This is a genomic window from Streptomyces sp. LaBMicrA B280 (assembly GCF_049222185.1).
Taxonomy (GTDB): Bacteria; Actinomycetota; Actinomycetes; order Streptomycetales; family Streptomycetaceae; genus Streptomyces; species Streptomyces murinus.
In genome coordinates this window covers 32,811-55,696 of record NZ_JBMJCT010000044.1, presented here as the reverse complement: position 1 = coordinate 55,696, position 22,886 = coordinate 32,811, and the positions used below count along the sequence as shown (strand labels likewise).

Here is a 22,886-nt window from a genome sequence, read left to right as displayed (position 1 = left end):
CAACGATCAAAGCGGGCGAACCCCCTGGCCACGGTGCATTCCGCTCATTTGACAGTGCGCTGAGCCCACAGATAGACACTCGGGGGTCGAGAGGGGCACTGTGTACGAGCCGAACGTGGTCGGTGACTGGCAGGAGTACGAGGAGCATGCCGGTCTGCGGGTCCGCGTCCACCGCCTGGAGGCCGCCGAACCCCCGCGCGGACGCGACGACGCCGCGGCCGGTCTGACGTACTTCAGTGTCCGGGTGACGATCGAGAACCGCGGCACGCGGCACTTCGGCATCCACCTGGAGGACGGCCAACTCGACGTGCGGGTCGGACCGGACGGCGAGGGCGCGTTCATCGACTGGCGCAACTCGCAGTTCATCGAGGGCTTCGACGTCTATCCGCTGCGCCGGGCCACCGCCGTCCTCTACGCCGCCGCCCCCGAGGCCGCGCTCACCCATGTGGACATCCAGGTGCAGCTGCGGGTGGACGAGGAGTGGGCCGAGCGCCGGCTGTGGGCGGGCGGCACCGGCGTCCAGGAGGCGGGCGCGCAGCCCGCCCCCGTGGGCTCCGCGCAGGGCGACCTGGCCCACCAGGTCAGCGCCTTCCTGAAGGAGCAGACGGAGCCCGGCACCGCCTGAGCCCCGGCCGCCCCCGCCCCGCTCAGTGCGGGATGCCGTCGATGATCTCCCGCGCGCCCTGCCGCAGCAGCGCCACCGCCACCGAGGTGCCGAGCGTGGCCGGGTCGAGTCGGCCCGCCCATTCGTGGGCGTTCAGCCGGGTCTTGCCGTCGGGCGTGAACACACAGGCCCGCAGGGAGAGTTCACCGCCCGCGTCCACCCGCGCGTACCCGGAGATCGGGCTGTTGCAGTGCCCCTGGAGCACATGCAGGAACATCCGCTCGGCCGCCGCCTCCCGGTGGGTGTCCGGGTCGCCGAGCCCGCTGACCGCGTCGATCAGCGCGGTGTCGTCCTCCCGGCACTGCAGGGCGAGGATGCCCGCGCCGATCGGCGGCATCATCGTCTCCGGGGACAGCACCTCGCTGATCACATCGGTGCGCCCGATGCGCTCAAGACCGGCCACCGCGAGCAGCAGCGCGTCCGCCTCGCCGTCGGCCAGCTTCTGGAGCCTGCGGTTGGCGTTGCCGCGGAACGGCACGCACTCCAGATGTGGGTGGGTGGCGGCCAGTTGGGCGATCTTGCGCACCGCGGAGGTGCCGATCCGGGTGCCGGGCGGCAGCTCGTCCAGGGTGAGACCGCCCGGATGCACCAGCGCGTCGCGGATGTCGTCCCGCTTCAGGAACGCGGCGAACACCGTCCCGGCGGGCAGCGGCCGGTCGGCGGGCACGTCCTTCACACAGTGCACCGCGAGATCCGCCGCCCCGGCCAGCAGGGCCGCGTCCACCTCCTTGGTGAACGCCCCCTTGCCCTCGACCTGGGCCAGATCGCCGAGCCATTTGTCGCCGGTGGTCTTCACGGGAACGACCTCGGTGCGCACACCCGGGTGCAGGGCGGCCAACTCGGCGCGGACCCGCTCCACTTGGGCCAGGGCCATGGGCGAGTCACGGGAGACGATTCGGATCAGTTCGGGAACCGGCATGCGCACACGATAGACCCACGCGCCTCATGCCAGGTCCCGGGGCAGGTCCGCCGCCGAGTCCCGCGGGGAGAGATCGGGCCGCAGCCTTAGCCAGGACGGCTGACGCAGCAGCCCGGACCGGGTACGGGTGCTGTAGGCGACCTCGCCGACCAGCCGGGGCAGCACCCAGCGCGCGCCCGGGACCCGGGGCACCGGCTCGAAGGGGCAGCGCCCGCTCGCCGCGTCCGCGAGCAGTTCCGAAAGCCGGGTCCGCTCCGCCTCGCTCCAGCCGGTGCCCACCCCGCCGACGTACCGCAGCCGCCCGGCCGTGTCCCGCTGGCCCACCAGCACCGCGCCGGGCAGCCCGGCCAGCCGCCCCTTGCCGGGCAGCCAGCCGCCCACGATCACGTCCTCGGCGCGCAGGTTGCGGATCTTGATCCAGGCGCGTGAGCGCACCCCCGGCTCGTACACCGAGTCGAGCCGCTTGCACACCAGGCCCTCAAGCCCGTGCTCCCGGGTGGCCGCGAGCGCCTGCCTGCCGTGCCCGGTCACCGCGCCGGGCGTCGACCAGTACGGCCCGGACAGCCCCAGCTCCAGCAGCCGGGCCCGGCGTCGCGCGTACGGCTCGCGCAGCAGCGGCTCGCCCAGGTACGGCACGTCGAACAGCACCAGATGCACCGGCACCTGCGCGGACCGGCGCGCGGCCCGGGCGGGCGCGTGGGCGAGGCCCATCCGGCTCTGGAGCAGCTGGAAGTCGGCCCGGCCGTCCGCGTCCAGCGCCAGCACCTCCCCGTCGAGGATCGCCGGGGAGGTGCCCAGCGCGGCGCCCAGCGGCGCCAGTTCGGGATACGCCCCGGTGATCTCCTCGCCCGAACGGGCGCGCAGCACCAGCGTGCCGTCCCCGGGCAGATAGACCATCACCCGCTGCCCGTCCTGCTTGGTCTCGTACGCCCAGCGCGCGTCCTGCGCGGCGGGCGGCAGCGAGCCGGGGGTGGCGAGCATCGGCGCGATGAACGGCAGGGCGATGGCGGTCACGGCAGAAGATGTCGACCGATCCGGGCCCCGCCACGCGCCTTCGGCCCCCGGTTCCCCTGAACGGGGTGCCCGGCACAGCCGCCGCCCGGCCGGTGCGTCAGTCCACCGGCGCCGGTGGACCGTCCGCGTCCAGCCCCGTGCATGCCACCTTCCCGCCCACCTCGGCACACGCCTCCACGCCCCGGGGCGAACCCACCGACAGCATCGGGCTGTTGACGCCGGTCACATCATCGGCCGGATAGCTCGCGGAGAGGATGTCGTCGCCCGCGCGCACCGACACCTCCCGGGCCAGCCGCCCGCGCACCCGCACCTCCGACCAGGCGGTACGGCAGGACGGCGAGTAGCGCAGCCGTACGGCATAGGCGTGGTCGGCGACCCTGCTCCTGGTCTGCGCGTCCCGGGCGCACACCGAGGTGTCGGGCAACTCGCCCTGGCAGGACGTCCCGTGGCAGCGCGGCACCTCGCTCAGGGGCTGGACCACCGGCGCGGACCCGGGGCGCCCGGACAGGGCCACGGCCGCGGCCACCGCCGCGGCCGCGCCGAGCAGCGCGAGCACGGACACCGGGATCCACAGCGGGAGCCAGGGTGAGCGGCGGCCGGAGTGCTCCTCGGGCGGCTCCGGGGGCGCGGGCTCGTCGGCCGCCTCCCACAGCGCGAGCACGGCCGTGGCATCGGCCTCGGCCAGCCGGCACAGGGCCTCCACCGCGGGCCGCGGCGGTCGCTTGCCGCTCGAAAGATAGCGGTGCCAGGCGGACTTGCTGTAGGGGGTGCGCGCGGCCAGCGCCGCCAGGCTCAGACCGGTACGGGCCTTCAGCTCGCGCAGTCTCACCGCCAGCGACTCGTCCGGCGCGGTCGATCCTTGGGGGTGCCGCATCGTGCGTTCCTCGACTCCCGTTCCCCTATGGGCGTTTCGCCCCTGATGCCGGGATGGCTTCCCTGTCGGACGGCCGCTGCAACACCGGACGAGGTATGGGCCGGGTCAAGTGCCCTCATGCCGAAGGCCTGTTCGGGACGCGGCTCCCGGACAGGCCCTCGGCGGTCAGTGGGTGGTGCGGCGGACGCCCGTCAGCACCAGGGGACGTACCGGCTGGTGGTCACGTAGTGGGCGGAGACGTAGCCCCGGCGCTGGGGGAGCCGGTACCAGACGTGGTTGCCGTGCACCCGGGAGCCGTAGGTCCGGCAGCTGACCGTGATGAGCCGGTCGGTGTGCCGGCTGCCGACCACCCGGTAGCCGGTGCCCGGGCCGGAGCGGACGTTGAGCCGGATGCCGCGGGTGGCGACCAGGCCGTTGTGGTACGGGTGGGTACGGACGGGATGCTGGGCGGCGACGGCGGCCACCGGATGCGCGGTGACGGTGCTCGCCGCGGCGGCACCGGCCGTCGCGGGGAACAGTGCGAGCACCGCGGCCGCGGCCGGCAGAACGCTCTTGAGGACCCGACGGATCATGGAAACCTCCGGCTGTCGATCTCGTGACCACGAACCGTGATCACGCCGCCCAGCCTTGCCGTGCGAACCCCTCACCATGCTGTTTCCGTGTCCCCTGGGACGGCGCGGGACGTCCCGGGGGCGGCCGCCGGGGCCTGATCTCGCGGGAGGCGCGCGGCCGGGCGGACGTGCCGGAGCGACTCGGTCCGTGCCGTTCGCGCCATCGGGACGAAAGAGTCGGGGGTGCGCTGTCCGCGTCGCGGAGCGGGAGCCGATGCGGCGGAAGCAGTTCCGTGAAAGGGCCACCCGGCGGCATACCGTCCGGTAATATGCGGCGGCAGGCCACCAGAGGAGGAACCGGTCATGAGCGAGCGCGTCGAGGTCGGGGACAAGGTGGAGGACTTCGCTCTCCCCGACGAGTCCGGGACGGTCCGAAGCCTCGGCGAACTGCTCGCCGACGGGCCCGTGGTCCTCTTCTTCTACCCCGCCGCCCTCACCCCGGGCTGCACCGCCGAGGCCTGCCACTTCCGGGACCTCGCCGCCGAGTTCGCCGCGCTCGGCGCCCGGCCCGTCGGGATCAGCGGCGACGGCGTCGACAAGCAGCGGGAGTTCGTCGGACGGCACACGCTCGGCATGCCGCTCCTGTCCGACGCCGACGGCACGGTGCGCGAGCGGTTCGGAGTCAAGCGCGGCTTCACCCTCGCCCCCACCAAGCGCGTCACCTTCGTCATCGCCGAGGACCGCACCGTGGTGGAGATCGTCCGCAGCGAGCTGCGCATGAACACCCACGCCGACAAGGCCCTCGCCGCCCTGCGCGCCCACCGGGCCTGACCCGGCTCGCGGCCCCCGCGCTTGAGGAGCCGCGACAATCGGATCATTCTGGGCCTTATGGACCGTGTCGCCGCCGTGGCGATCATCGACACTCGGGGCTGGGTGACCGGGTGGAGCGAGGGTGCGCGACTGCTCACGGGCCACCCGGCCGAGGCCGTCGTGGGCCGCCCCGCGGCGGACCTGCTCGCCGCAAAACCTCCCGCGGAAGCCCTCGCCGCGCGGACGGGGACGCGGCACGGCACCGTCGCCCTGCGGCACCGCGACGGCCACCGCCTCGACCTCGCCGTCACCGCCTGCCCCCTCGACGGCGGCGACGGGCGGCCCGCGGGCTATGCCGTGACGGCCGAACCGCCCGGGGACACGCTCGCCGCACAGGCCTTCGAGCAGGCGTCCATGTCGATGTCCGTCTTCGACCTCCAGCAGCGCTATCTGCGCCTCAACGACGCCGCCTGCAAGGTCATCGGCGTCCCCGAGGAGGGGCTGACCGGCCGGTTCTTCCTCGACACCGTGGCCGACACCGAGTCCAACCGGGGCTTCCTGCGCCATCTGCGCGAGGTCGCCGAGACCGGTCTGCCCGTGCGCTACGAGAGCTTCGCCGCCGCGCCCGCGCTGAACCGGGAGCACTTCTGGAGCCTGGAGATGTGGCCGCTGCGCGACGCCTCAGGTACACAGACCGCGGTCGCCCTGGCCGCCTACGACAACAACGAGCAGTACTGGGCCAGACGCCGGCTCGCCCTGCTCAACGAGGCCGCCGCCCATATCGGCACCACGCTCGACGTGGTGCGCACCGCCGAGGAACTGATCGAGATCCTCGTCCCGCGCTACGCCGACTTCGCGACCGTCGACCTGCTCGACTGGGTGCTCGGCGCCGACGAGCCCCCCATGGTCGCCGCGGACGACGTCGAGCTGCACCGTGTCGCCTACAAATCCACCCGGCCCGGCAGCCCCGGGGTGGCCGTCCGGGTCGGCGAGACCCAGATCTACCGGCCCCCCGCGCCGCCGGCCCGCGCGCTGCGCGAGGGCCACGCGATCCTCAGCCAGGCGGGCGAACCGGGATTCCGGGCCTGGCTCGCGGACCGCAACGAGCGCGCGCCCCGGGGCGCCCGCTTCCGGGAGGGCGTGCACTCCATGATCGCCGTACCGCTGCGCGCCCGCGGCACCACCCTGGGTGTCGCGGTCTGCGTGCGGCTGCTCCACCCGGAGGACTACGGTCCCGACGACGCCGTCTTCGCCGAGGAACTGGCCAGCCGCGCCGCCGTCTGCATCGACAACGCCCGCCGCTTCGCCCGGGAACGCAGCACCGCCCTCGCCCTCCAGCACAGCCTGCTGCCGAGCGGACTGCCCGGACAGGCCGCGCTCGACGTGGCTCACCGCTATCTGCCGTGCGGCTCACAGGCCGGGATCGGCGGCGACTGGTTCGATGTCATCCCGCTCTCCGGGGGCCGGGTCGGACTGGTCGTCGGCGATGTGGTGGGGCACGGCATCAGCTCCTCGGCCACCATGGGCCGGCTGCGCACCGCCGTGCGCACCCTCGCCGATGTCGATCTGCCGCCCGACGAACTCCTCACCCACCTCGACGACCTGGTGACCCACCTGGCCGCCGAGAACGGCCGCGAGGAGGTCGCCGAGATCGGCGCCACCTGCGTGTACGCCGTCTACGACCCCGTCTCGCGCCGGCTCACGCTCGCCACCGCCGGCCATCCGGCCCCGTTCCTGGTCCTGCCCGGCGGCGACGGCGCCGAACTCGTGCCCATGACCGCGGGGCCGCCCCTCGGCATCGGTGGACTGCCCTTCGAGGCGACGGAGTTGGAGCTGCCCGAGGGCTCCGTGGTGGCCCTGTTCACCGATGGCCTGGTCGCCCACCGCGCCGGGCGCCCGGACGGCGCCGACGACGAACTGCGCCGCGCCGTCGGGGCGTCCGCCGACTCCCTCGACGCCCTCGCCGACGGCATCCTCAAGGCCGTACTGCCCGACCAGCCCGGCGACGACGTGGCCCTGCTGCTGGTACGCACCCGCGCCCTCGGCGCCGACCGGGTCGCCACCTGGGACGTCCCCGCCCACCCCGCCCAGGTCGCCGTCGTGCGGGGGGCCGTCGGCGAGCAACTGGCCGCCTGGGGGCTGGAGGAGACCGCGTTCGTCACCGAACTCGTCGTCAGCGAACTCGTCACCAACGCCATCCGCTACGGCGAACCCCCCATCCAGCTACGGCTGATCCGCGACCGCGCCCTCATCTGCGAGGTGTCCGACACCAGTTCCACCTCCCCGCACCTGCGCCGGGCGCACGCCTACGACGAGGGCGGCCGGGGACTGCTGCTGGTCGCGCAGCTCACCCAGCGCTGGGGGAGCAGGCAGACGGCCGCGGGCAAGACCATCTGGGCCGAACAGCCGCTCCCCGACGCCTGATCGCCCCCTACTGGAAGGCGCAGCCCGGGTTCGGCGCGTCCTCGGCGAACGGGGCGCCGTGCGGCAGCACGTACAGCACATCGAGCACCACCGGGGTGTCCCCGAGGTTGCGGCCTATGTGCACGTTCCCCGCTCCGGCCGGCTCCTGTATCGGCGCGCCCGCTCCGTACACCCCGTCCGGGGCGCAGGAGGAGTCGAAGTGGCTCAGGGTGCCCTGGCGCACCACGCCGTACAGCGGTCCGTCGTGGTAGTGCCAGCCGGTGCTCTGCCCGGGCGGCACGGTGATCTCCCGCAGGGTGTAGTCGGTGTTCCCGACGGTCCGTTCACTGATCGTGCGGGCCGTCACCCCGGGACCCGCCGGGGTCGCCCCCGCGGGCCCGCAGATGAGTACGGTGGCGGCGGTGACGGCGCCGATCAGGGCGCCGCGCGGTGCTCTGCGCATGGGGATGCCTCCGGGGCAGCGAGGGATGTCGGCGCGAACATAGGCTCCTCGCACACCTGTTGGGGCCGGAATCGGGGAATCCGGATTGCCGGCGCTCCTTGGGCCGGCCCTCGCCCGGTCAGCGTGCGCCGCCGTCCGCCGCGACCTGGGCGAGGGTGCGCCCGGTGCGCACCGAACGGGCCCGCCGGGGGTCGGGGGACCCGTGCCCGGCCCGGTGCGCCGCGCCTTTGCGGACCAGCAGCCAGTGATCCTCCCCGTCCCGGCCCCGGAAGCGGGTCAGGGCGTACTCGCCGCGCAGCTTGGTGCCGTGCAGCCGGAACGTGGCGTGTCCGCGCTCCAGCGACTCGGCGAAGTCCACCGGCCGCCCCCGCCGGTCATGGCTCAGCGGCTCGTACGTCCCCCGGTCCCACACGATCACCGTGCCGCCGCCGTACTCGCCCTTCGGGATCACGCCCTCGAAGTCCTCGTACGCCAGCGGATGGTCCTCCGTCGGCACGGCCAGCCGCTTGTCACCGGGATCGGAGGACGGGCCCCTCGGCACCGACCAGGACTTCAGGACGTCGTCCACCTGGAGCCGGAAGTCGAAGTGCATCCGGCGCGCGTCGTGGATCTGCACCACGAACCGCGGCCGCCCGCCGCCCCGGCCCCCGGCGTCCTGTCCGGCCGAGGGTTCCCGGCCCTCGGCCGCGGGTTCCCGGGTCCGCTCGAAGTCGCGCCTGCCGCGGTACGTCCGCAGCCGGTCCTCCGCTGCCACGTGCGGCTCCTTCCGTGCGTCCGCCTCACCGGACCCCGGGTACCCCGCTCACCCCGGTCTCAGAACTCCTCGTGCGTCTCCGGGTCGCCGCCGAGCCGGGTCGGGGCGTGCCGGGCGATCGCGGCCATCTGGTCCGAGTCCAGCTCGAAGCCGAAGACGTCCAGGTTGGCGCGCTGCCGCTCGGGGTCCGCGGACTTCGGGATGGGCAGCGCGCCCAGCTGAACGTGCCAGCGCAGCAGCACCTGTCCGGGGCTCACCCCGTGCTCGTCGGCGATCCGGCCGACCCGCGGGTCGCCCAGCAGATGGCCGCCCCGGCCCAGCGGGCTCCAGCTCTCGGTGAGGATGCCCTGGTCCGCGTGGAAGGCGCGCAGCTCCTCCTGCGGGAACAGCGGGTGCAGCTCGATCTGGTTCACCGACGGCAGCACCCCGGTCTCCTTCTCCAGGCGCACCACGTGCTCCGGGGTGAAGTTGGAGACGCCGATCGAGCGGATCAGACCGTCCTCCCGAAGCTTGATCATCGCCTTCCAGGAGTCGACGTACTTGCCGACCCGGGGGTTCGGCCAGTGGATCAGGTACAGATCCACGTACTCCACGCCGAGCCGCCGCCTGGACTCCTCGAAGGAGGCCAGGGTCTCCTGGTAGCCGTGGTGGCGGCCCGGCAGCTTGGTGGTCACCACCAGCTCCTCGCGGGGCACCCCGGCGGTCGCGAGGGCGCGGCCCACGCCGGTCTCGTTGCGGTAGTTCACCGCGGTGTCCACCAGCCGGTAGCCGAGGCCGAGCGCCTCGCGTACGGCCCGCTCGGCCGCGGTGTCGTCCAGCGGCCAGGTGCCGAGGCCGAGGGCGGGGATCGTCGTTCCGTCGTTGAGCGTGTGCACCGGTATGCCGTTCACGAGGAGACCTTTCGCTCGACAGTGTCGTGCCACCAGCCTCACGGATAGGGTGAGTGGTGATCAACCGGACGGGCGCGACATGGCCGGCGGACGGCACGGGCCCCGGGGCCGGTACGGACGAGCAGCGGAGCGCGCATGACGACGGACAGGGCCGCCGCGCGGCAGCGGAAGGCGTCCACGGCGGGGCCGGAGCGGCGGGAGCGGCGGCCACGGACGGAACGGCCGGATCCGGCCGGCGGTGTGGACCTGCGGGCCGGGGGCGTCGAGGTGCGGCCGGTCGCCGGGCACATCGGCGCCGAGATCACCGGCGTCGACCTCGCCGCACCCCTCGACGACGCGGTGGCCGACCTGATCCGGCGGGCCGTGCTGCGCTGGAAGGTGGTGTTCTTCCGGGAGCAGCGCCTGGACCACGCCGGGCATGTCGCCTTCGCCCGCCGCTTCGGCGAACCGGTGGTCCTCGGCCGCCGCGGCGGCGCCTCGCCGCAGGGCTTCCCCGAGGTGGAGACCACGGCCGACCGGCTGGAGCTGGGCGGCCGCTACGGCATGGACCACGAGGAGTGGCTCGCCCGCCGCCGCCCCACCCTGCTGCGCGGCTGGCACTGCGACCACGGCGCCCGCGTCGACCCGCCCGCCGCGACGATCCTGCGCGCCGAGTCCGTCCCGCCCTACGGCGGCGACACCACCTGGGCCAACCTGGCCGCCGCCTACGCGGGCCTCTCCGCGCCCGTGCGCGCCTTCGTGGACGGGCTGCGCGCCGAGCACCGGCTCGGCGTCGGCTACCAGCCACGCCCCGGCGACGACGCCTATCTGCGCCATCTCCTGGACCACCAGGTGGCCTCCGAGCACCCCCTGGTGCGGGTGCACCCCGAGAGCGGGGAGCGGGTGCTGTTCGTCAACGGCTACTACATCGAGCAGATCACCGGCGTCTCCCGCCCGGAGAGCGCCGCCCTGCTCCAGATGCTCCTCGACCAGGCGGTCCGCCCTGAGTACACGGTCCGCTTCCGGTGGGCGCCCGGCAGCGTCGCCTTCTGGGACAACCGGGCCACCATCCATCTGGCACCCAGCGACCACACTCAGGTCGACGCGCCCCGGATCATGCACCGGGTGATGCTGCACGGCGAGGTGCCGGTCGGCGTGGACGGCAGGCCCTCCACCCCGCTCACCGGCACCGAGGCGGGCCGCTGGTAGCCGCCGGTACGACGGTCAGACCGCGGGGCGCCAGCCGAGCGCGGGACCGAGCTTCGTCGCCATGTCGGTCAGGATCTGTACATAGTCCTCGTGCGCGAAGGTGAACGGCAGCGCGAAGGCCACCTCGTCCACCTCCCGGAACGCCGGGTCCGCCCGCAGCCGCTCCGCCAGCTCCGCCGAGGGGCCGACCAGGTCCGGCGCGAACAGCAGCCGCGCCGGGCCCTGCGGGGCGGTGGTGCGCGGCAGCCTCCTGGCGGCGAACTCTGCGTACCGGGCGCGCTGTTCGGGGCTCGCCGAGTCGGTGGGTATCACCACCAGGCCCTGCGAGACCCGGGCCGCCGCACCGTCGGGGTGGTGCGCCCGGAACTCCCGGACGAGGGACCGCTGGATCTCCGCGAAGTCGTACGGCTCCTCGCCCGGGCCCGCCGCCTTGACGACGCTGCTGGTCAGGAAGTTCATCCCGTGCTCGCCCGCCCAGCGCGCGGAGCCGAGGCTCCCGCCGCCGTACCACAGCCGGCCGCCGAGCCCGGGGGAGTGCGGCTGCACCACATCGCTGAACACCTCGAAGCCCCGGGCTCCGCTGAAGCCGCTGGCGGGTTTGCCGCGCACGAGGTCCAGGAGCCGCCGCACCCGCGCGTAGCCGAAGTCCTCGCTGTCGCCGGTGTCCGGGTACAGGGCGTCCCTCACTTGGTCGTAGTGCATCGGCGGGCCCACGCTGAGCCCCGGGTTCAACCGGCCGCCGGACAGCAGGTCGACGGTCGCCAGGTCCTCGGCGAGGCGCAGCGGGTTCTCCCAGCCGAGCGGGATGACCGCGGTGCCCAGTTCGATACGGCGGGTGCGCTGGGAGGCGGCGGCGAGGACGGCGACCGGGGACGAGATGCCGTACTGGAGGTGGCGGTGGCGGACCCAGGCGCTGTCGAAGCCGAGCCGCTCGCCCAGTTCGATGATCTCCAGCGTGGACTCGTGCCCCCGGGCCGGGTCCGCCGGGTCGAACAGGCCGATGGTGAGGAAGCCCAGCTTGCGCAGGGGGCGTGGGGTGGGCGGCACGGGCTCCTCCAGCGGTCGTACTCCGGTTCCGCATCGAGTGTGGCAGCCGAGTGTGACAACTGTGTGATCGGTTTTCGGCGCGGGGCCCGGCCGTCCGGCAAGGTCACTTCAGCGGGATGACGACCTCGTCCTCCACCGGCGGGTCCAGTTCCTGCGGGCGGTTGCCGGTCGCCGCGAAGCAGCGGACGCGGATCTCCCGCGCGTCGACGTCCAGGCGCAGGAAGGACTTGAAGAAGGGCGGGGTGTAGGTGACGGAGGACGGCGAGAACAGCTGGGTGTACATCTTGCGCACCGGCAGCCGGACCCGTGAGGTGCGGTCGGGGCGGCCACCGGCGCCCAGCAGGCTCGCGACCAGCCGGGTGCGCCGGGTGACACGGGTGTCGGGACCGGGGGCGCGCCCGGGTTCGATGCCGAGGCGTTCGGCGATCACGGCCGTGGCCTCCGACTCGCTGAGCCCGAGGCGGGGCAGGCGCAACCGGCGCGCGTAGAGGTGGCTGTAGAACGCGAGCGAGTCGCCGCGCAGCGGGTAGCAGAGGAAGTCGCGTTCGCTGACCCCGCCGATCGACACCCGCGGGATGGTGTGGGTGGCGTGCATGAACGCACCGCCGCCGCCCGAGACGATGTACTGGAGGGTGCGGCCGTCCACCTGGACCGGATAGCGCTGGTAGTTGTGGATGTCACCGCCGATCGCGGCCACGTAGTGGTGCTCGGCGTCCCGGACGATGTCGTCCACGGTGCCGCCGCCGTCGATGGGGCACGGGTGGTGCTCGCCGTCGACGTACAGCGGTGACCCGGTGATCAGGATCTTCGGGCGCGGGCCCTTGGACACCTCGCGCAGCCAGGCCCCCTGTTCGGCGTCGAGGGTGCCCAGCAGCCCGGTGTCGATGCCGATCAGGCGCACGGGTCCGGCGTCCAACGCCCAGTAGGGGCCGGGCTGTTCGGCCTGCTGCCAGGGCTCGGACCGCAACTTCCGTGCCTCGTCCAGGTGTTGCCCGTCCGTCGGGCGCGGCCGGTGCCACAGCAGCGCCCGCCACCAGGCGCGGCCGAGCGGGCGGGGCCGGGGCGCGGGGCCGAGCGGCGGGGTGTCGGCGCAGAAGACCCGCATGAAGGCGCCGAGATCCTCGTACCAGTCGTGGTTGCCGGGTATCGCGTAGATCGGCGCCGGGTAGTCCCGGTACGGCCGGAAGAACTTGTTCTCGTAGTCGTCGGCGCTGCCCACCGGGTAGATGACATCGCTCGTGATCACCGCGAACTCGGTGTCCTGACCGCTCTTCAGAAACCCTGGTACGGCGGCGTACTGGGACTCGCCGCCCTCCCCGGGGTCGCCGATGACCATGAAGGAGAACCGGTCCGGCACCTCCCGCCGGAACACCTGGTCGGCGGGCGCCCCGGCGGACCGCCGCCGGGCCACCCACCGGCTCCGGGTGCGGCCGGTGGGGTCGCCGAACCAGGAGGCCAGCACGCCGTTGCGGGCCGCCCACAGCGTTCTGGGGTTCAGCCAGGACACCTTCCGGACGTGGGGCGGCATCAACTGCTTGTAGGCACCCGGCTCGGCCGAGCCCCAGCCGGCGCCCTGTGCGGTATCGCGTGAGGAGTCAGACACGCGGAGCACCGTAACAACGCGCCGGCCGGCGCCGGGAGACCGGGGCTCGGGCCTCAGCCGGGCAGCTCGGCCAGCCAGTCGATGAGCAGGCGGTTGGTCTCCTCGGGGCGCTCCTGCTGGATCCAGTGGCCGCAGTCGTCGAGCAGATGCGAGGAGACCAGGCCCGGCAGGGTGTGGGGGAACGCCTTGACGGCGTCCGACAGCCAGGACGTGGTGACGTCCAGGGCGCCGCCGATGAACAGGGACGGCTGGGTGAGGGGGGCGCCCTCATGGGCGGCGAGGTCCGCCCAGTCGCGGTCCATGTTCCGGTAGCGGTTGAGCGGTCCGGTCAGCCCGGTCCGCTCGAACTCGCCCGCGTAGTAGTCGAGTTCGGCCTCGCCGAGCCACCCGGGCGGCGGTCCGTCGGGGCACCGGTCGCGCAGGGTGCCGCCGGGGCTGACGAAGTACGGGACGGGGTCGCCGGGTCCGGCCATGGTCCCGGCGGACAGGGCCCGGTAGAAGGCCGCGAGCCAGCCGCGTACATCGGGCTCGATCTCGGCCTCGGCGCGGCCCGGCTCCTGGAAGTAGGAGATGTAGAACTCGTCCTCCCCGCCGCCCATCCGGGCGAAGACCTCGGTGGGCCGGTGCCTGCCGCGCGGGGTGTACGGCACGCTGAGCATGCCCACCGCCCGGAAGACCTCGGGGCGGAGCAGGCCCGAGCCCGAGGCGATGGCGGAGCCCCAGTCGTGGCCGACGACCACGGCCGACTCCTCGCCGAGCGCGCGCACCACCGAGACGTTGTCCGCCACGAGTTCGGTCAGCCGGTACGCGTCCGTCGCGGTCGGCTTGGAGGACCGGCCGTAGCCGCGGACGTCGACGGCCACCGCCCGGTATCCGGCCGCCGCGAGGGCCGGCAACTGATGGCGCCAGGAGTACCAGGACTCCGGGAAGCCGTGCACCAGCAGCACCAGCGGCCCGCTGCCCTGCTCCACGAGATGGATCCGCCCGGCCTCGGTGGGCACCAGGCGGTGCGTCGGTTCGGTGGCGTGTGTCATGAGCCCTCCCATGGGCTGTCGAGTGAACATGGTCCGTCGGGTGAAGGGGATTTCAGGCCGTCTCGCGGTGCAACGAGGTGACGGCGTACGCGGTCGCGGCGCCGATCGCGGCATTGATCGCGGCGTCGTCCGCGCCCGGCCGCGAGCGGGTGAAGACCGCGGCGGCGTACTGGCGGCCGTCCGGATACGAGACGACGCCCATCTCATTGCGTACGATCCCGGCGAGCCCGCCGCTCTTGGCCGCCACTCGCACGGGAGTGCGGAACCCGCTCGCGATCCGGTGCCGGGTGAGCTGGTGGCCCATGACCGCCCGCACCCGTGCGCAGGCCGCCGCCGGCCCCGCCTGCCCGCTCCAGAGGAGCCGCAGCAGCCGCACCATGTCGCGCGCCGTCGTGCTGGTGCCCGCGCCGGGGGTCAGCGCGCGAGATCGGAAGAGCACACGTCTCGGGGGTCAGCGCGCGCGCCCCCGGCAACCGCGCGTCGGCGTCCGCCGATTCGGCCGCCGAGGCGCGGCCCGACCAGTCGGCGAGGTCCGCCCAGCCCGCGCGGCCGAGGTCCTGGCCGATGGAGTCCAGCATGGTGCGCAGATCGGACCGGACGACCGTGTTCCGCAGCCCGAGCCGCACGGCCGTCGCGTTCAGGGTGTCGACACCGAGCCGGTTCATCAGCGCGTCGGTGCACGGGTTGTCGCTGATGGTCAGCATCAGGACGACCATGTCCCGCCAGGACAGCGCGACCTCGTCCTCGAACAGCGACACCCCGACCGGACCGGGCGTGCGTTCGGCGGCGCCCAGCACCACCCGCTGCCGCGGATCCAGCCGGCCCTCGGCGAACCAGGTCTCCGCCGCCAGCGCGACCAGCACCTTCATCACCGAGGCGGGCACCACGAGTTGATCGGCATCAAGCTCGAATTGCCTTTCCCCGTCGAGGGGTTGGACGAGCAGCGTGCCCGTGCATCCCGCCCGCTCGAAGATCGTCCGTACCTTGTCGACCGTCATGAAGACGATCTTCCCAGGGCGGTCCCTGCTGTCACAGGCGCCCCAACAGTTGTTTCGTGAACGTGAATTGGCCTCTGGGGAAGCACACAGCGACGTCATAGGGAAAACCCTCGATTGACCCCCGCGCTGGTGACATGGACGGTTCAAGACTGTCATTCTCCCAGCGCACGCTGATCCCCCACGAGCGCACCACGGATCACGGTCCCGCACCGCACCACCCACCGGACAGCAGACCCGGCTGTCCGGTCCCTCACCGGCCGCGACCCGGCGGCCTCCGCAGAGGAGTAAGAGTGAGACCCCACAGACCCCTTTCTCACGGACGCCTTCCCCAGGGACGTCTCTCCAAGCGGGCCACGGTCGGAGCCGCGCTGCTCTCCACCGCGGCCCTCTTCGCCGTCGGCATGCAGGCCGGCCCGGCGACGGCCGCGCCCACCGCGCACCACCTCAGCCCCCTGCGCGTCGGCGCCCTTGAGGCCAAGCTCAGCCCGGCCCAGCACAAGGCCCTGATCCAGAGCGCCCAGGACAGGACGACCGACACCGCCCGCACCCTCGGCCTCGGCGCCAAGGAGAAGCTGGTCGTCAAGGACGTCACCAAGGACGCCGACGGCACCCTGCACACCCGCTACGAGCGCACCTACGAGGGTCTGCCCGTCCTCGGCGGCGACCTGATCGTGCACACCCCGCCCGCCTCGCTGGCGGCCGGCACCGTGAGCGCCACGTACAACAACAAGAACAAGATCCAGGTCTCCTCGATCACGGCGACCTACACCAAGGCCGCCGCCGAGGGCAAGGCGCTGAAGGCCGCCAAGGCCCTGGACGCCGCGAAGCCCGCCGCGGACAGCGCCCGCAAGGTGATCTGGGCCGGCAGCGGCACCCCGAAGCTCGCCTGGGAGACCGTGATCGGCGGCTTCCAGGACGACGGCACGCCGAGCAAGCTGCACGTCATCACCGATGCCACCACCGGCAAGGAGCTGTACCGGTACCAGGGCATCGAGACCGGCGTCGGCAACACCCGCTACAGCGGCCAGGTCTCGCTGACCTCGACCCAGTCGGGTTCGTCGTACAACCTGACCGACGGTACGCGCGGCGGTCACAAGACGTACAACCTGAACCACGGCTCCTCCGGCACCGGCACCCTGTTCTCGCAGAGCAGCGACACCTGGGGCGACGGCACCAACTCCAACGCCGCCACCGCCGGCGCGGACGCCGCCTACGGCGCGCAGGAGACGTGGGACTTCTACAAGAACACGTTCGGGCGCAGCGGCATCAAGAACGACGGAGTCGGCGCCTACTCCCGGACGCACTACGGCAACTCGTACGTGAACGCGTTCTGGGACGACAGCTGCTTCTGCATGACGTACGGCGACGGCTCCGGGAACAACGACCCGCTGACCGCGCTGGACGTCGCCGGCCACGAGATGAGCCACGGTGTCACCTCCAACACCGCGGGCCTCGACTACTCCGGCGAGTCGGGCGGCCTGAACGAGGCCACCTCCGACATCTTCGGCACCGGCGTGGAGTTCTACGCGAACAACAGCTCGGACCCCGGTGACTACCTCATCGGCGAGAAGATCAACATCAACGGCGACGGCACCCCGCTGCGCTACATGGACAAGCCGAGCAAGGACGGCGGTTCGGCGGACAGCTGGTACTCGGGCGTCGGCAACCTCGATGTGCACTACTCCTCGGGTCCGGCGAACCACATGTTCTACCTGCTCTCCGAGGGCAGCGGCACCAAGGTCATCAACGGTGTGACCTACAACAGCCCGACCTCCGACGGAGTCGCCGTCACCGGCATCGGCCGGGACGCCGCCCTCCAGATCTGGTACAAGGCGCTGACGTCGTACATGACGTCCAGCACCAACTACGCCGCCGCCCGCACCGCGGCGCTCAACGCCGCCGCCGCGCTCTACGGCGCCAACTCCGCGCAGTACGCGGGTGTCGGCAACGCCTTCGCGGGCATCAACGTCGGCAGCCACATCACCCCGCCGAGCAGCGGCGTGACGGTCACCAACCCGGGCAGCCAGTCCTCCACCGTGGGCACGGCGGTCAGCCTCCAGGTCCAGGCGAGCAGCACCAACAGCGGTGCCCTGACCTACAGCGCCTCCGGCCTGCCGACCGGCCTGTCGATCAACAGCTCCACCGGTGTGATCTCCGGTACGCCGTCCGCGGCCGGGAGCTACAGCACCACCGTCACGGTGAAGGACTCCACCGGCGCGACCGGTACCGCGACCTTCTCCTGGACCGTCAGCACCAGCGGTGGCGGCGGCTGCACCTCGACCCAGCTGCTGGCCAACCCGGGCTTCGAGTCGGGCAACACCGGCTGGACCGCCTCCAGCGGTGTCATCACCAACGACACCGGTGAGGCCGCGCACGGCGGCTCGTACAAGGCGTGGATGGACGGCTACGGCACCTCGCACACCGACAGCCTCTCCCAGTCGGTGACGATCCCCGCGGGCTGCAAGGCGACCCTGTCCTTCTACCTGCACATCGACTCCGCCGAGACCACCACCAGCACCGCGTACGACAAGCTGACGGTCACCGCCGGTTCGACCACCCTGGCGTCGTACTCGAACCTGAACAAGGCGACGGGCTACGTCCAGAAGACCTTCGACCTGTCCTCGCTGGCGGGCCAGACGGTCACCCTGAAGTTCAACGGCGTCGAGGACTCCTCGCTGCAGACCAGCTTCGTCGTGGACGACGCGTCCCTGACCACCGGCTGATCACCCGCACCGGCTGAACGCGCCATCTGAACCGAAGGGTCCCGCTCCCCGGCAGGGGGGCGGGACCTTCTCATGCGGTCAGTTCAGCGGACCCAGCGTGAGGTACGCCTGCTGCGGATCGCCGTCGTTGACCAGCGACTCCTGGTTGCCGACGTCGTCGAAGGCGAACGCGTAGGCCTTGCCGTCGGACATCCGCGCGTGCACCGCCTTCGCGTACTGGTTGGTCACCGCGTCCTGGTAGAAGTCGCCCGGCGTGTTGTCCGGCGCCTGCGAACTCACCAGCAGCGTCGAGCGGTTGAAGCCGGCGCACAGCGTGCGCGAGATGGGCCCGCGCACGGCGTCGTTGGGCGCGTCGAGCAGCTTGTGGCAGCCGAACACGCTGTCCGCGTCCGGCTTCTGGAAGCTGGTGACGACCGCGCCGGAGGTGTCGGTGAAGTTCATGACGTTCCCCGAGACCCGGCCGTAGAACTTCTTGTCCGGCTGATCGGCGAACGGTGTGACGGTCAGCGTCGACGACGCGTACTTCTGCCAGACCCGGTTCACGTAGTCGTCCATCGCGCTCGCGGGCAGCGCGCCGGTCTCCACTCCGTACAGCGGCGACAGCGCGCGCAGCACCGAGCCGTCGGAGCCCGTCTGGATCAGCCCGGACCAGCCGCCCGGCTGGGCGCGCAGGGCGTCGAAGAACCCCGACCAACCGCCCTGCTTGAGCTGCCCGGTGGTGCTGGTGCTCCCGTCGGCGCGGCGCACCCCGACGGAGTACGGCGCCGAGAACATGTCCACCTGGGTGCTGTTGAGCCACAGCCCGGAGTCGTTGAGCGTGTACTCGGACCAGTTGAAGAGGATGTCGTGGTTGGGGTCGGACGGGTTCTGCACGGCGGGCTGCACCAGACCGCCGGTGGTGAGCTTGAAGACGAGCTTCTGGCCGTAGGAGAAGTAGATCCGGCCGGAGAACTTCGGGATGCGGATCGTGGTCGACTGCCCGGCGGCCGGTCCCGCGATCGCCGCGTCCGGCGCGGGAGTCGGCGGATTGCCGCCCGCCGGCCAGGCGTGGAAGGCGCCGTTCGCGTCCGCCCAGCCCTGCTGCCCGGAGGACAGCTGGGTGCCGAGGTCGTAGAGGTAGACGGGCTGGGTGCGGCCCGAGTTGTTGGTGATGGTCAGCGCGATGGTGTCCGGTACGGCCGCCCCGGCGTGTTGGGGGACGCCGAGGGCGAGCGCTCCGCCGACGAGGGCGGTGGCGGCGACTAACGGCAGCGCGCGTCGAGTTCGAGTGTGCGGCACTCTCCACCTCCGTGTGGGGGTCGGGGTCGTACGGACCTCGGATCTCTGGTCCGTACCCGTCTGAGAGCGCTCTCAGACTGGTGCCGAAGTCGTACCCGTGTCAACGATTCCGGCGTGACTTCCCGTGCCCCGGAGGCCGCGCCGCACCCGCCCGGCGCCCCTCGCGGGGCGGGCGCCGCGGGCCGGTGCCGAGCGGTTCGGAAGGGTCAGAAGGCTCGAAGGCTCAGAAGGTGCGGTCGAGCAGGGCCAGCAGCGCCGCCCAGTGGCGCTCGTCGGCCTCCCGGTCGTAGGCGGGGGTGTCGGCCTGGGTGTAGCCGTGCTGCGCGCCCGGATACACCTCGCAGGTGTGGCGCACCCCGGCCGCGTCCAGCGCCCGCTCCAGCTCCCGGATCCGCTCGGCCGGCATGGACGCGTCCTGGTCGGCGAAGCCGAAGTACAGCTCCGCGGTGACGTCCCCGGCACCGCGGTGCGGGCTGTCCGGGGCGTCGGTGACCAGCTTGCCGCCGTGGAAGCCGGCCGCCGCGGCCACCCGGTCGGGGTGCGTGGCGGCCGTGCGCAGGGCGAGCCGGGCACCCATGCAGTAGCCGGTCAGCGCGACGGGACCGTCGGTGACGAACGGGTTGTCCGCGAGGAAGCCCAGATAGGCGTCCGCGTCCCGCCGGGACTGCTCGGGGGTGAGGGAGCCCATCACCGGGCCGATACGCCCCCAGATGCTCGGGTCGGCCGCCGGGTCGATGAACTCCGGCAGCTCGCCGAGCGGGGTGGTGCCGTGCCGGTAGAAGACGTTCGGCACCAGGACCGTGTATCCGGCGGACGCCAGCCGGTCGGCCATCGACCGCAGCTGGGGGCGCAGTCCGTAGGCGTCCTGGTACAGCAGGACCCCCGGGTGCGGCTCGCCGTCCGCGGGATGGGCGAGGTAGGCGTCGGCGGTGCCGTCCTCGGTCGGGATGTCGACGGATGCTCCCTGTACGTCGGTCATGGTGACGGGCCTCCTGGGGGGAAGGGATGGCGGGCGGATCTCATGCTGCCACGCAAGATCGGGACCCTCGCGGGCGGTCCGCCGAACCGCCCCCCGCCGTCACTCGAACCGTGCGGTGTCGCCCGCGCCCCGCCGGACGATCTCCGCCTCGCCGCTGGAGAAGTCGACCACCGTGGTCGGCTCGGTGCCGCATTCCCCGGAGTCGACCACCGCGTCCACCACATGGTCGAGGCGGTCCTTGATCTCCCAGCCCTGGGTCATCGGCTCCTCCTCGTCCGGCAGCAGCAGCGTGCTGGACAGCAGCGGCTCGCCCAGCTCGGCCAGCAGCGCCTGGGTGACCACATGATCCGGGATGCGCACACCCACGGTCTTCTTCTTCGGGTGCATCAGCTTGCGCGGGACCTCACGGGTGGCCGGGAGAATGAAGGTGTAGCTGCCGGGGGTGGACGCCTTCACGGCCCGGAACACATCGTTGTCCACCCGGACGAACTGCCCGAGCTGCGCGAAGTCCCGGCACATCAGCGTGAAGTGATGGCGGTCGTCCAGCTGGCGGATGGCCCGGATCCGGTCCACGCCGTCCTTGCTGCCCAGCCGGCAGCCGAGCGCGTAGCAGGAGTCGGTCGGGTACGCGATCAGCGCCTCCGACCGGACCGCGTCGGCGATCTGGGCGATGCTGCGGGCCTGCGGATTCTCGGGGTGCACATCGAAGTACTTCGCCATTCACCGAGCTTATGCCGTCCCCGGGGGCGACGCGGACAGCAGGGGGCGCGGCCTGTCGCACGAACCCCCCGAGCACGGCACGTACCCGGCCCGCCGCCGCCCCCGGATCCCCGGGAATCCCCCGATACACCCCCGGAAAATTCCCTGGTGTATCCCCGGAACGCGCGGGCACCCGGACCCTGAGCCATCCGGAGCCCTCCCCCCGGCCCCGGAGGCGTTGCCTCCGTCGGCGGCCCCACCCCCCCCGGGCCGCCGGCGGAGCCATGTCCGGCCGGAGGGGACGCCCCGGTGAACCGTCGGGTAACGTCCCGCTGCGAACATCGGCCGACAGGGAAGACAGGAGAGGGACACGTGGCCCGCCGAGCGGAGGAGGAGCCGGTGTCCCGGCCGTCGTACGGGAGCGAGGGCGCCTGGGCGCGCGAGCTGCTCGACCAGCTGCGCCCCGCGGGACGCGATCTGAACCGGCTGGTCGCCTGGCTCGCCCGCCGCACCGGGTCCGCCGTGAGTCTCCAGGACGCGCGCGGCGGCCTCCTCGCCGAAGCCGGGGAGCGGCCCGCGCCGGACCCCGCCGTCGTCGCCGACGTGGCCGCGGGCCGGGTCTCCGCCGCAGCGCTGGAGGACGGCACCCGGCATGTGCGCCTGGTCGGGATACGGCACCCCGGCCCCGGCCCGGCCGCCTCCGCCGTACTGGCCGTGGCCCGCCCCGAGCCCTTCGACCGGCAGAGCACCGACATCCTCGGTCACACCGCGGGCGTCCTCGAACTGCTGCTGCGCGAGCGCGAGTTGACGCACGCCGGTTACCGGCTGCGACGGGCCACCGCCGATCTGCGCCTCGCCATCCTGCAACTGCTGATGGTGGAGGACATCGTCTCCGCCCGCCGGGTCGCCGCGGGACTGTGGCCCGGTCTGCTGGAGAACGACACCGCCCGGGTGTACGTCATCGAGGGCACCGCCGCCGAACGCGACCGGCTCGCCGAGGAGTGCGGGGCGGTCACCGGCGGCGGCGCCCTCGTGGTGCGCTGCCCGGCGATGGACGAACACGTCATCGTGCTCGGCCCGGCCACCGAGGTGGAGGAACGGCTGCGCTCCGTGGTCGCCGTGCGGCCCGGCAGCTACCTCGGCGGCAGCCCCCGCCAGCGCCTCGCCCTGACCGCCACGGCCTACGGACAGGCCGTCACCGCCCTCGCCGTGGCCCGCTTCAGCCCGGAGCGGGCCGCCGTGTACGCCGAACGCACCCGCCCCGCCCGCCTGATGGACCCGGCCGCGCTGCACGCCTGGTCGGCCGCCGTGCTGCGCCCGCTCGACACGCTGCCGTACCACGTGCGCGCCGAACTGCTCGCCACCACCCGGCTCGGCCTGGAGTTCACCGCGGTCAGCACGGCCAAGGTGCTCGGCGTCAGCCGCAACACGGTGCGCGCCCGCATGGACCGGGTCGCCGCGCTGCTCGGCGCCGACTTCTCCGCGCTGGCCGTGCGCGCGGTGGCGCACATCGCGCTCAACACCGAGGCGGCGCACGGCCCGTACGACATCGAGGGCAACGGCCCCGCCGCGCCGCCGAGGTTCGCGGACCTGCTCGGCGGGGACCCGCTGCGCTCCTGGGCCGAGGGCCTGCTCGGGCGCCTGGACGCCGACGGGCGGGATCTGCGCGGCACCCTGCGCGCCTGGCTGGCCGCCGACGCCAACGCCGGGCCCGCCGCGACGGCGCGGGGGGTGCACGCCCAGACCGTACGGGAGCATGTGCGGGCCGCCGAACCCGTCCTGGAGCGCCGGCTGCTGGGCGGGGGCACCGATCTGTACGAGGTCGTCCTCGCCCACCTCGTCACCGGTGAACTCCCCGTCCCCGCCCTCGACCCGGCGAACCGGGATCAAGCGGACGCGGCTGTGCACCGGTGAGTGCTCCGCGCGGGGCGCCGGGCACCGGTGCGCTGGTACGGACCGGGCGTCGCACGTAAGTTCACTTTCAGCGGGGCACGA

General features: G+C 72.9%; 20 protein-coding genes and 2 pseudogenes. 6 read left to right on the top strand and 16 right to left on the bottom strand.

Annotated elements, in window-relative coordinates; genetic code table 11:
• Positions 1 to 100 precede the first annotated feature (100 nt).
• Positions 101 to 625, top strand: a complete 525-nt coding sequence (locus tag ACLF5H_RS28660; protein ID WP_421678887.1) for a hypothetical protein — start codon at positions 101 to 103, stop codon at positions 623 to 625.
• A gap of 22 nt (positions 626 to 647) precedes the next feature.
• Here the strand turns inward: ACLF5H_RS28660 and hemC are convergent, their stop codons facing one another.
• From hemC to ACLF5H_RS28640, 4 genes are all read right to left on the bottom strand, one after another.
• Positions 648 to 1,589, bottom strand: a complete 942-nt coding sequence (gene hemC, locus ACLF5H_RS28655; protein ID WP_421678886.1) for a hydroxymethylbilane synthase — start codon at positions 1,587 to 1,589, stop codon at positions 648 to 650.
• A gap of 18 nt (positions 1,590 to 1,607) precedes the next feature.
• Positions 1,608 to 2,588, bottom strand: coding sequence for an ATP-dependent DNA ligase (locus tag ACLF5H_RS28650; protein WP_421679145.1), 981 nt, complete (start codon positions 2,586 to 2,588; stop codon positions 1,608 to 1,610).
• Between the two features lie 106 nt (positions 2,589 to 2,694).
• Positions 2,695 to 3,471, bottom strand: coding sequence for a DUF2690 domain-containing protein (locus ACLF5H_RS28645; protein ID WP_421678885.1), 777 nt, complete (start codon positions 3,469 to 3,471; stop codon positions 2,695 to 2,697).
• Between the two features lie 191 nt (positions 3,472 to 3,662).
• A complete protein-coding gene (locus tag ACLF5H_RS28640) occupies positions 3,663 to 4,043 on the bottom strand; it encodes an SH3 domain-containing protein (protein ID WP_421678884.1) in 381 nt (126 codons plus the stop codon).
• A 342-nt stretch (positions 4,044 to 4,385) separates the two neighbouring features.
• Between ACLF5H_RS28640 and ACLF5H_RS28635 the strand changes: the two genes are divergently transcribed.
• Both ACLF5H_RS28635 and ACLF5H_RS28630 read left to right on the top strand, forming a co-directional pair.
• Positions 4,386 to 4,853 (top strand): peroxiredoxin, encoded by a 468-nt coding sequence (locus tag ACLF5H_RS28635; protein ID WP_421678883.1) that lies wholly within the window; start codon positions 4,386 to 4,388, stop codon positions 4,851 to 4,853.
• Between the two features lie 57 nt (positions 4,854 to 4,910).
• Positions 4,911 to 7,256, top strand: coding sequence for a SpoIIE family protein phosphatase (locus ACLF5H_RS28630; protein WP_421678882.1), 2,346 nt, complete (start codon positions 4,911 to 4,913; stop codon positions 7,254 to 7,256).
• Between the two features lie 7 nt (positions 7,257 to 7,263).
• Here the strand turns inward: ACLF5H_RS28630 and ACLF5H_RS28625 are convergent, their stop codons facing one another.
• From ACLF5H_RS28625 to ACLF5H_RS28615, 3 genes are all read right to left on the bottom strand, one after another.
• The gene (locus ACLF5H_RS28625) at positions 7,264 to 7,698 is read right to left on the bottom strand and encodes a cupin domain-containing protein (RefSeq protein ID WP_421678881.1); all 435 of its coding nucleotides are present in this window, start codon (positions 7,696 to 7,698) and stop codon (positions 7,264 to 7,266) included.
• Positions 7,699 to 7,816: 118 nt separating this feature from the next.
• Positions 7,817 to 8,452, bottom strand: coding sequence for a DNA polymerase ligase N-terminal domain-containing protein (locus tag ACLF5H_RS28620; protein WP_421678880.1), 636 nt, complete (start codon positions 8,450 to 8,452; stop codon positions 7,817 to 7,819).
• A 59-nt stretch (positions 8,453 to 8,511) separates the two neighbouring features.
• A complete protein-coding gene (locus tag ACLF5H_RS28615; RefSeq protein WP_421678879.1) occupies positions 8,512 to 9,342 on the bottom strand; it encodes an aldo/keto reductase in 831 nt (276 codons plus the stop codon).
• A 135-nt stretch (positions 9,343 to 9,477) separates the two neighbouring features.
• Here ACLF5H_RS28615 and ACLF5H_RS28610 point away from each other — a divergent pair, with 135 nt between their 5' ends.
• A complete protein-coding gene (locus tag ACLF5H_RS28610) occupies positions 9,478 to 10,530 on the top strand; it encodes a TauD/TfdA dioxygenase family protein (RefSeq protein WP_421678878.1) in 1,053 nt (350 codons plus the stop codon).
• A gap of 15 nt (positions 10,531 to 10,545) precedes the next feature.
• Here the strand turns inward: ACLF5H_RS28610 and ACLF5H_RS28605 are convergent, their stop codons facing one another.
• From ACLF5H_RS28605 to ACLF5H_RS28580, 6 genes and pseudogenes are all read right to left on the bottom strand, one after another.
• Entirely contained in the window at positions 10,546 to 11,577 is a 1,032-nt protein-coding gene (locus ACLF5H_RS28605) for an LLM class flavin-dependent oxidoreductase (RefSeq protein WP_421678877.1), read from the bottom strand.
• A 103-nt stretch (positions 11,578 to 11,680) separates the two neighbouring features.
• The gene (locus ACLF5H_RS28600; RefSeq protein WP_421678876.1) at positions 11,681 to 13,180 is read right to left on the bottom strand and encodes a metallophosphoesterase family protein; all 1,500 of its coding nucleotides are present in this window, start codon (positions 13,178 to 13,180) and stop codon (positions 11,681 to 11,683) included.
• A gap of 53 nt (positions 13,181 to 13,233) precedes the next feature.
• Positions 13,234 to 14,214 (bottom strand): alpha/beta fold hydrolase, encoded by a 981-nt coding sequence (locus ACLF5H_RS28595; protein ID WP_421678875.1) that lies wholly within the window; start codon positions 14,212 to 14,214, stop codon positions 13,234 to 13,236.
• 52 nt (positions 14,215 to 14,266) lie between these two features.
• Complete coding sequence (locus ACLF5H_RS28590) at positions 14,267 to 14,416, bottom strand: hypothetical protein (protein WP_421679164.1); 150 nt, start codon at positions 14,414 to 14,416, stop codon at positions 14,267 to 14,269.
• Between the two features lie 6 nt (positions 14,417 to 14,422).
• A pseudogene (locus ACLF5H_RS28585) lies at positions 14,423 to 14,593 on the bottom strand (serine hydrolase); the annotation flags it as partial.
• Positions 14,594 to 14,744: 151 nt separating this feature from the next.
• Positions 14,745 to 15,212, bottom strand: a pseudogene (locus ACLF5H_RS28580) (serine hydrolase); the annotation flags it as partial.
• Positions 15,213 to 15,613: 401 nt separating this feature from the next.
• Here ACLF5H_RS28580 and ACLF5H_RS28575 point away from each other — a divergent pair.
• Positions 15,614 to 17,935, top strand: a complete 2,322-nt coding sequence (locus ACLF5H_RS28575; RefSeq protein WP_421679144.1) for a M4 family metallopeptidase — start codon at positions 15,614 to 15,616, stop codon at positions 17,933 to 17,935.
• A 78-nt stretch (positions 17,936 to 18,013) separates the two neighbouring features.
• On the opposite strand, the gene ACLF5H_RS28570 is transcribed toward ACLF5H_RS28575, so the two are convergent.
• The 3 genes from ACLF5H_RS28570 to ACLF5H_RS28560 all read right to left on the bottom strand — a co-directional run bounded on the left by ACLF5H_RS28570 (position 18,014) and on the right by ACLF5H_RS28560 (position 20,912).
• Entirely contained in the window at positions 18,014 to 19,213 is a 1,200-nt protein-coding gene (locus tag ACLF5H_RS28570; RefSeq protein ID WP_421678874.1) for a glycoside hydrolase family 64 protein, read from the bottom strand.
• Positions 19,214 to 19,436: 223 nt separating this feature from the next.
• Complete coding sequence (locus tag ACLF5H_RS28565) at positions 19,437 to 20,192, bottom strand: dienelactone hydrolase family protein (protein ID WP_421678873.1); 756 nt, start codon at positions 20,190 to 20,192, stop codon at positions 19,437 to 19,439.
• A 99-nt stretch (positions 20,193 to 20,291) separates the two neighbouring features.
• Positions 20,292 to 20,912, bottom strand: a complete 621-nt coding sequence (locus ACLF5H_RS28560; RefSeq protein WP_421678872.1) for an L-threonylcarbamoyladenylate synthase — start codon at positions 20,910 to 20,912, stop codon at positions 20,292 to 20,294.
• A gap of 351 nt (positions 20,913 to 21,263) precedes the next feature.
• Here ACLF5H_RS28560 and ACLF5H_RS28555 point away from each other — a divergent pair, with 351 nt between their 5' ends.
• A complete protein-coding gene (locus tag ACLF5H_RS28555; protein WP_421678871.1) occupies positions 21,264 to 22,805 on the top strand; it encodes a helix-turn-helix domain-containing protein in 1,542 nt (513 codons plus the stop codon).
• Positions 22,806 to 22,886 lie beyond the last annotated feature (81 nt).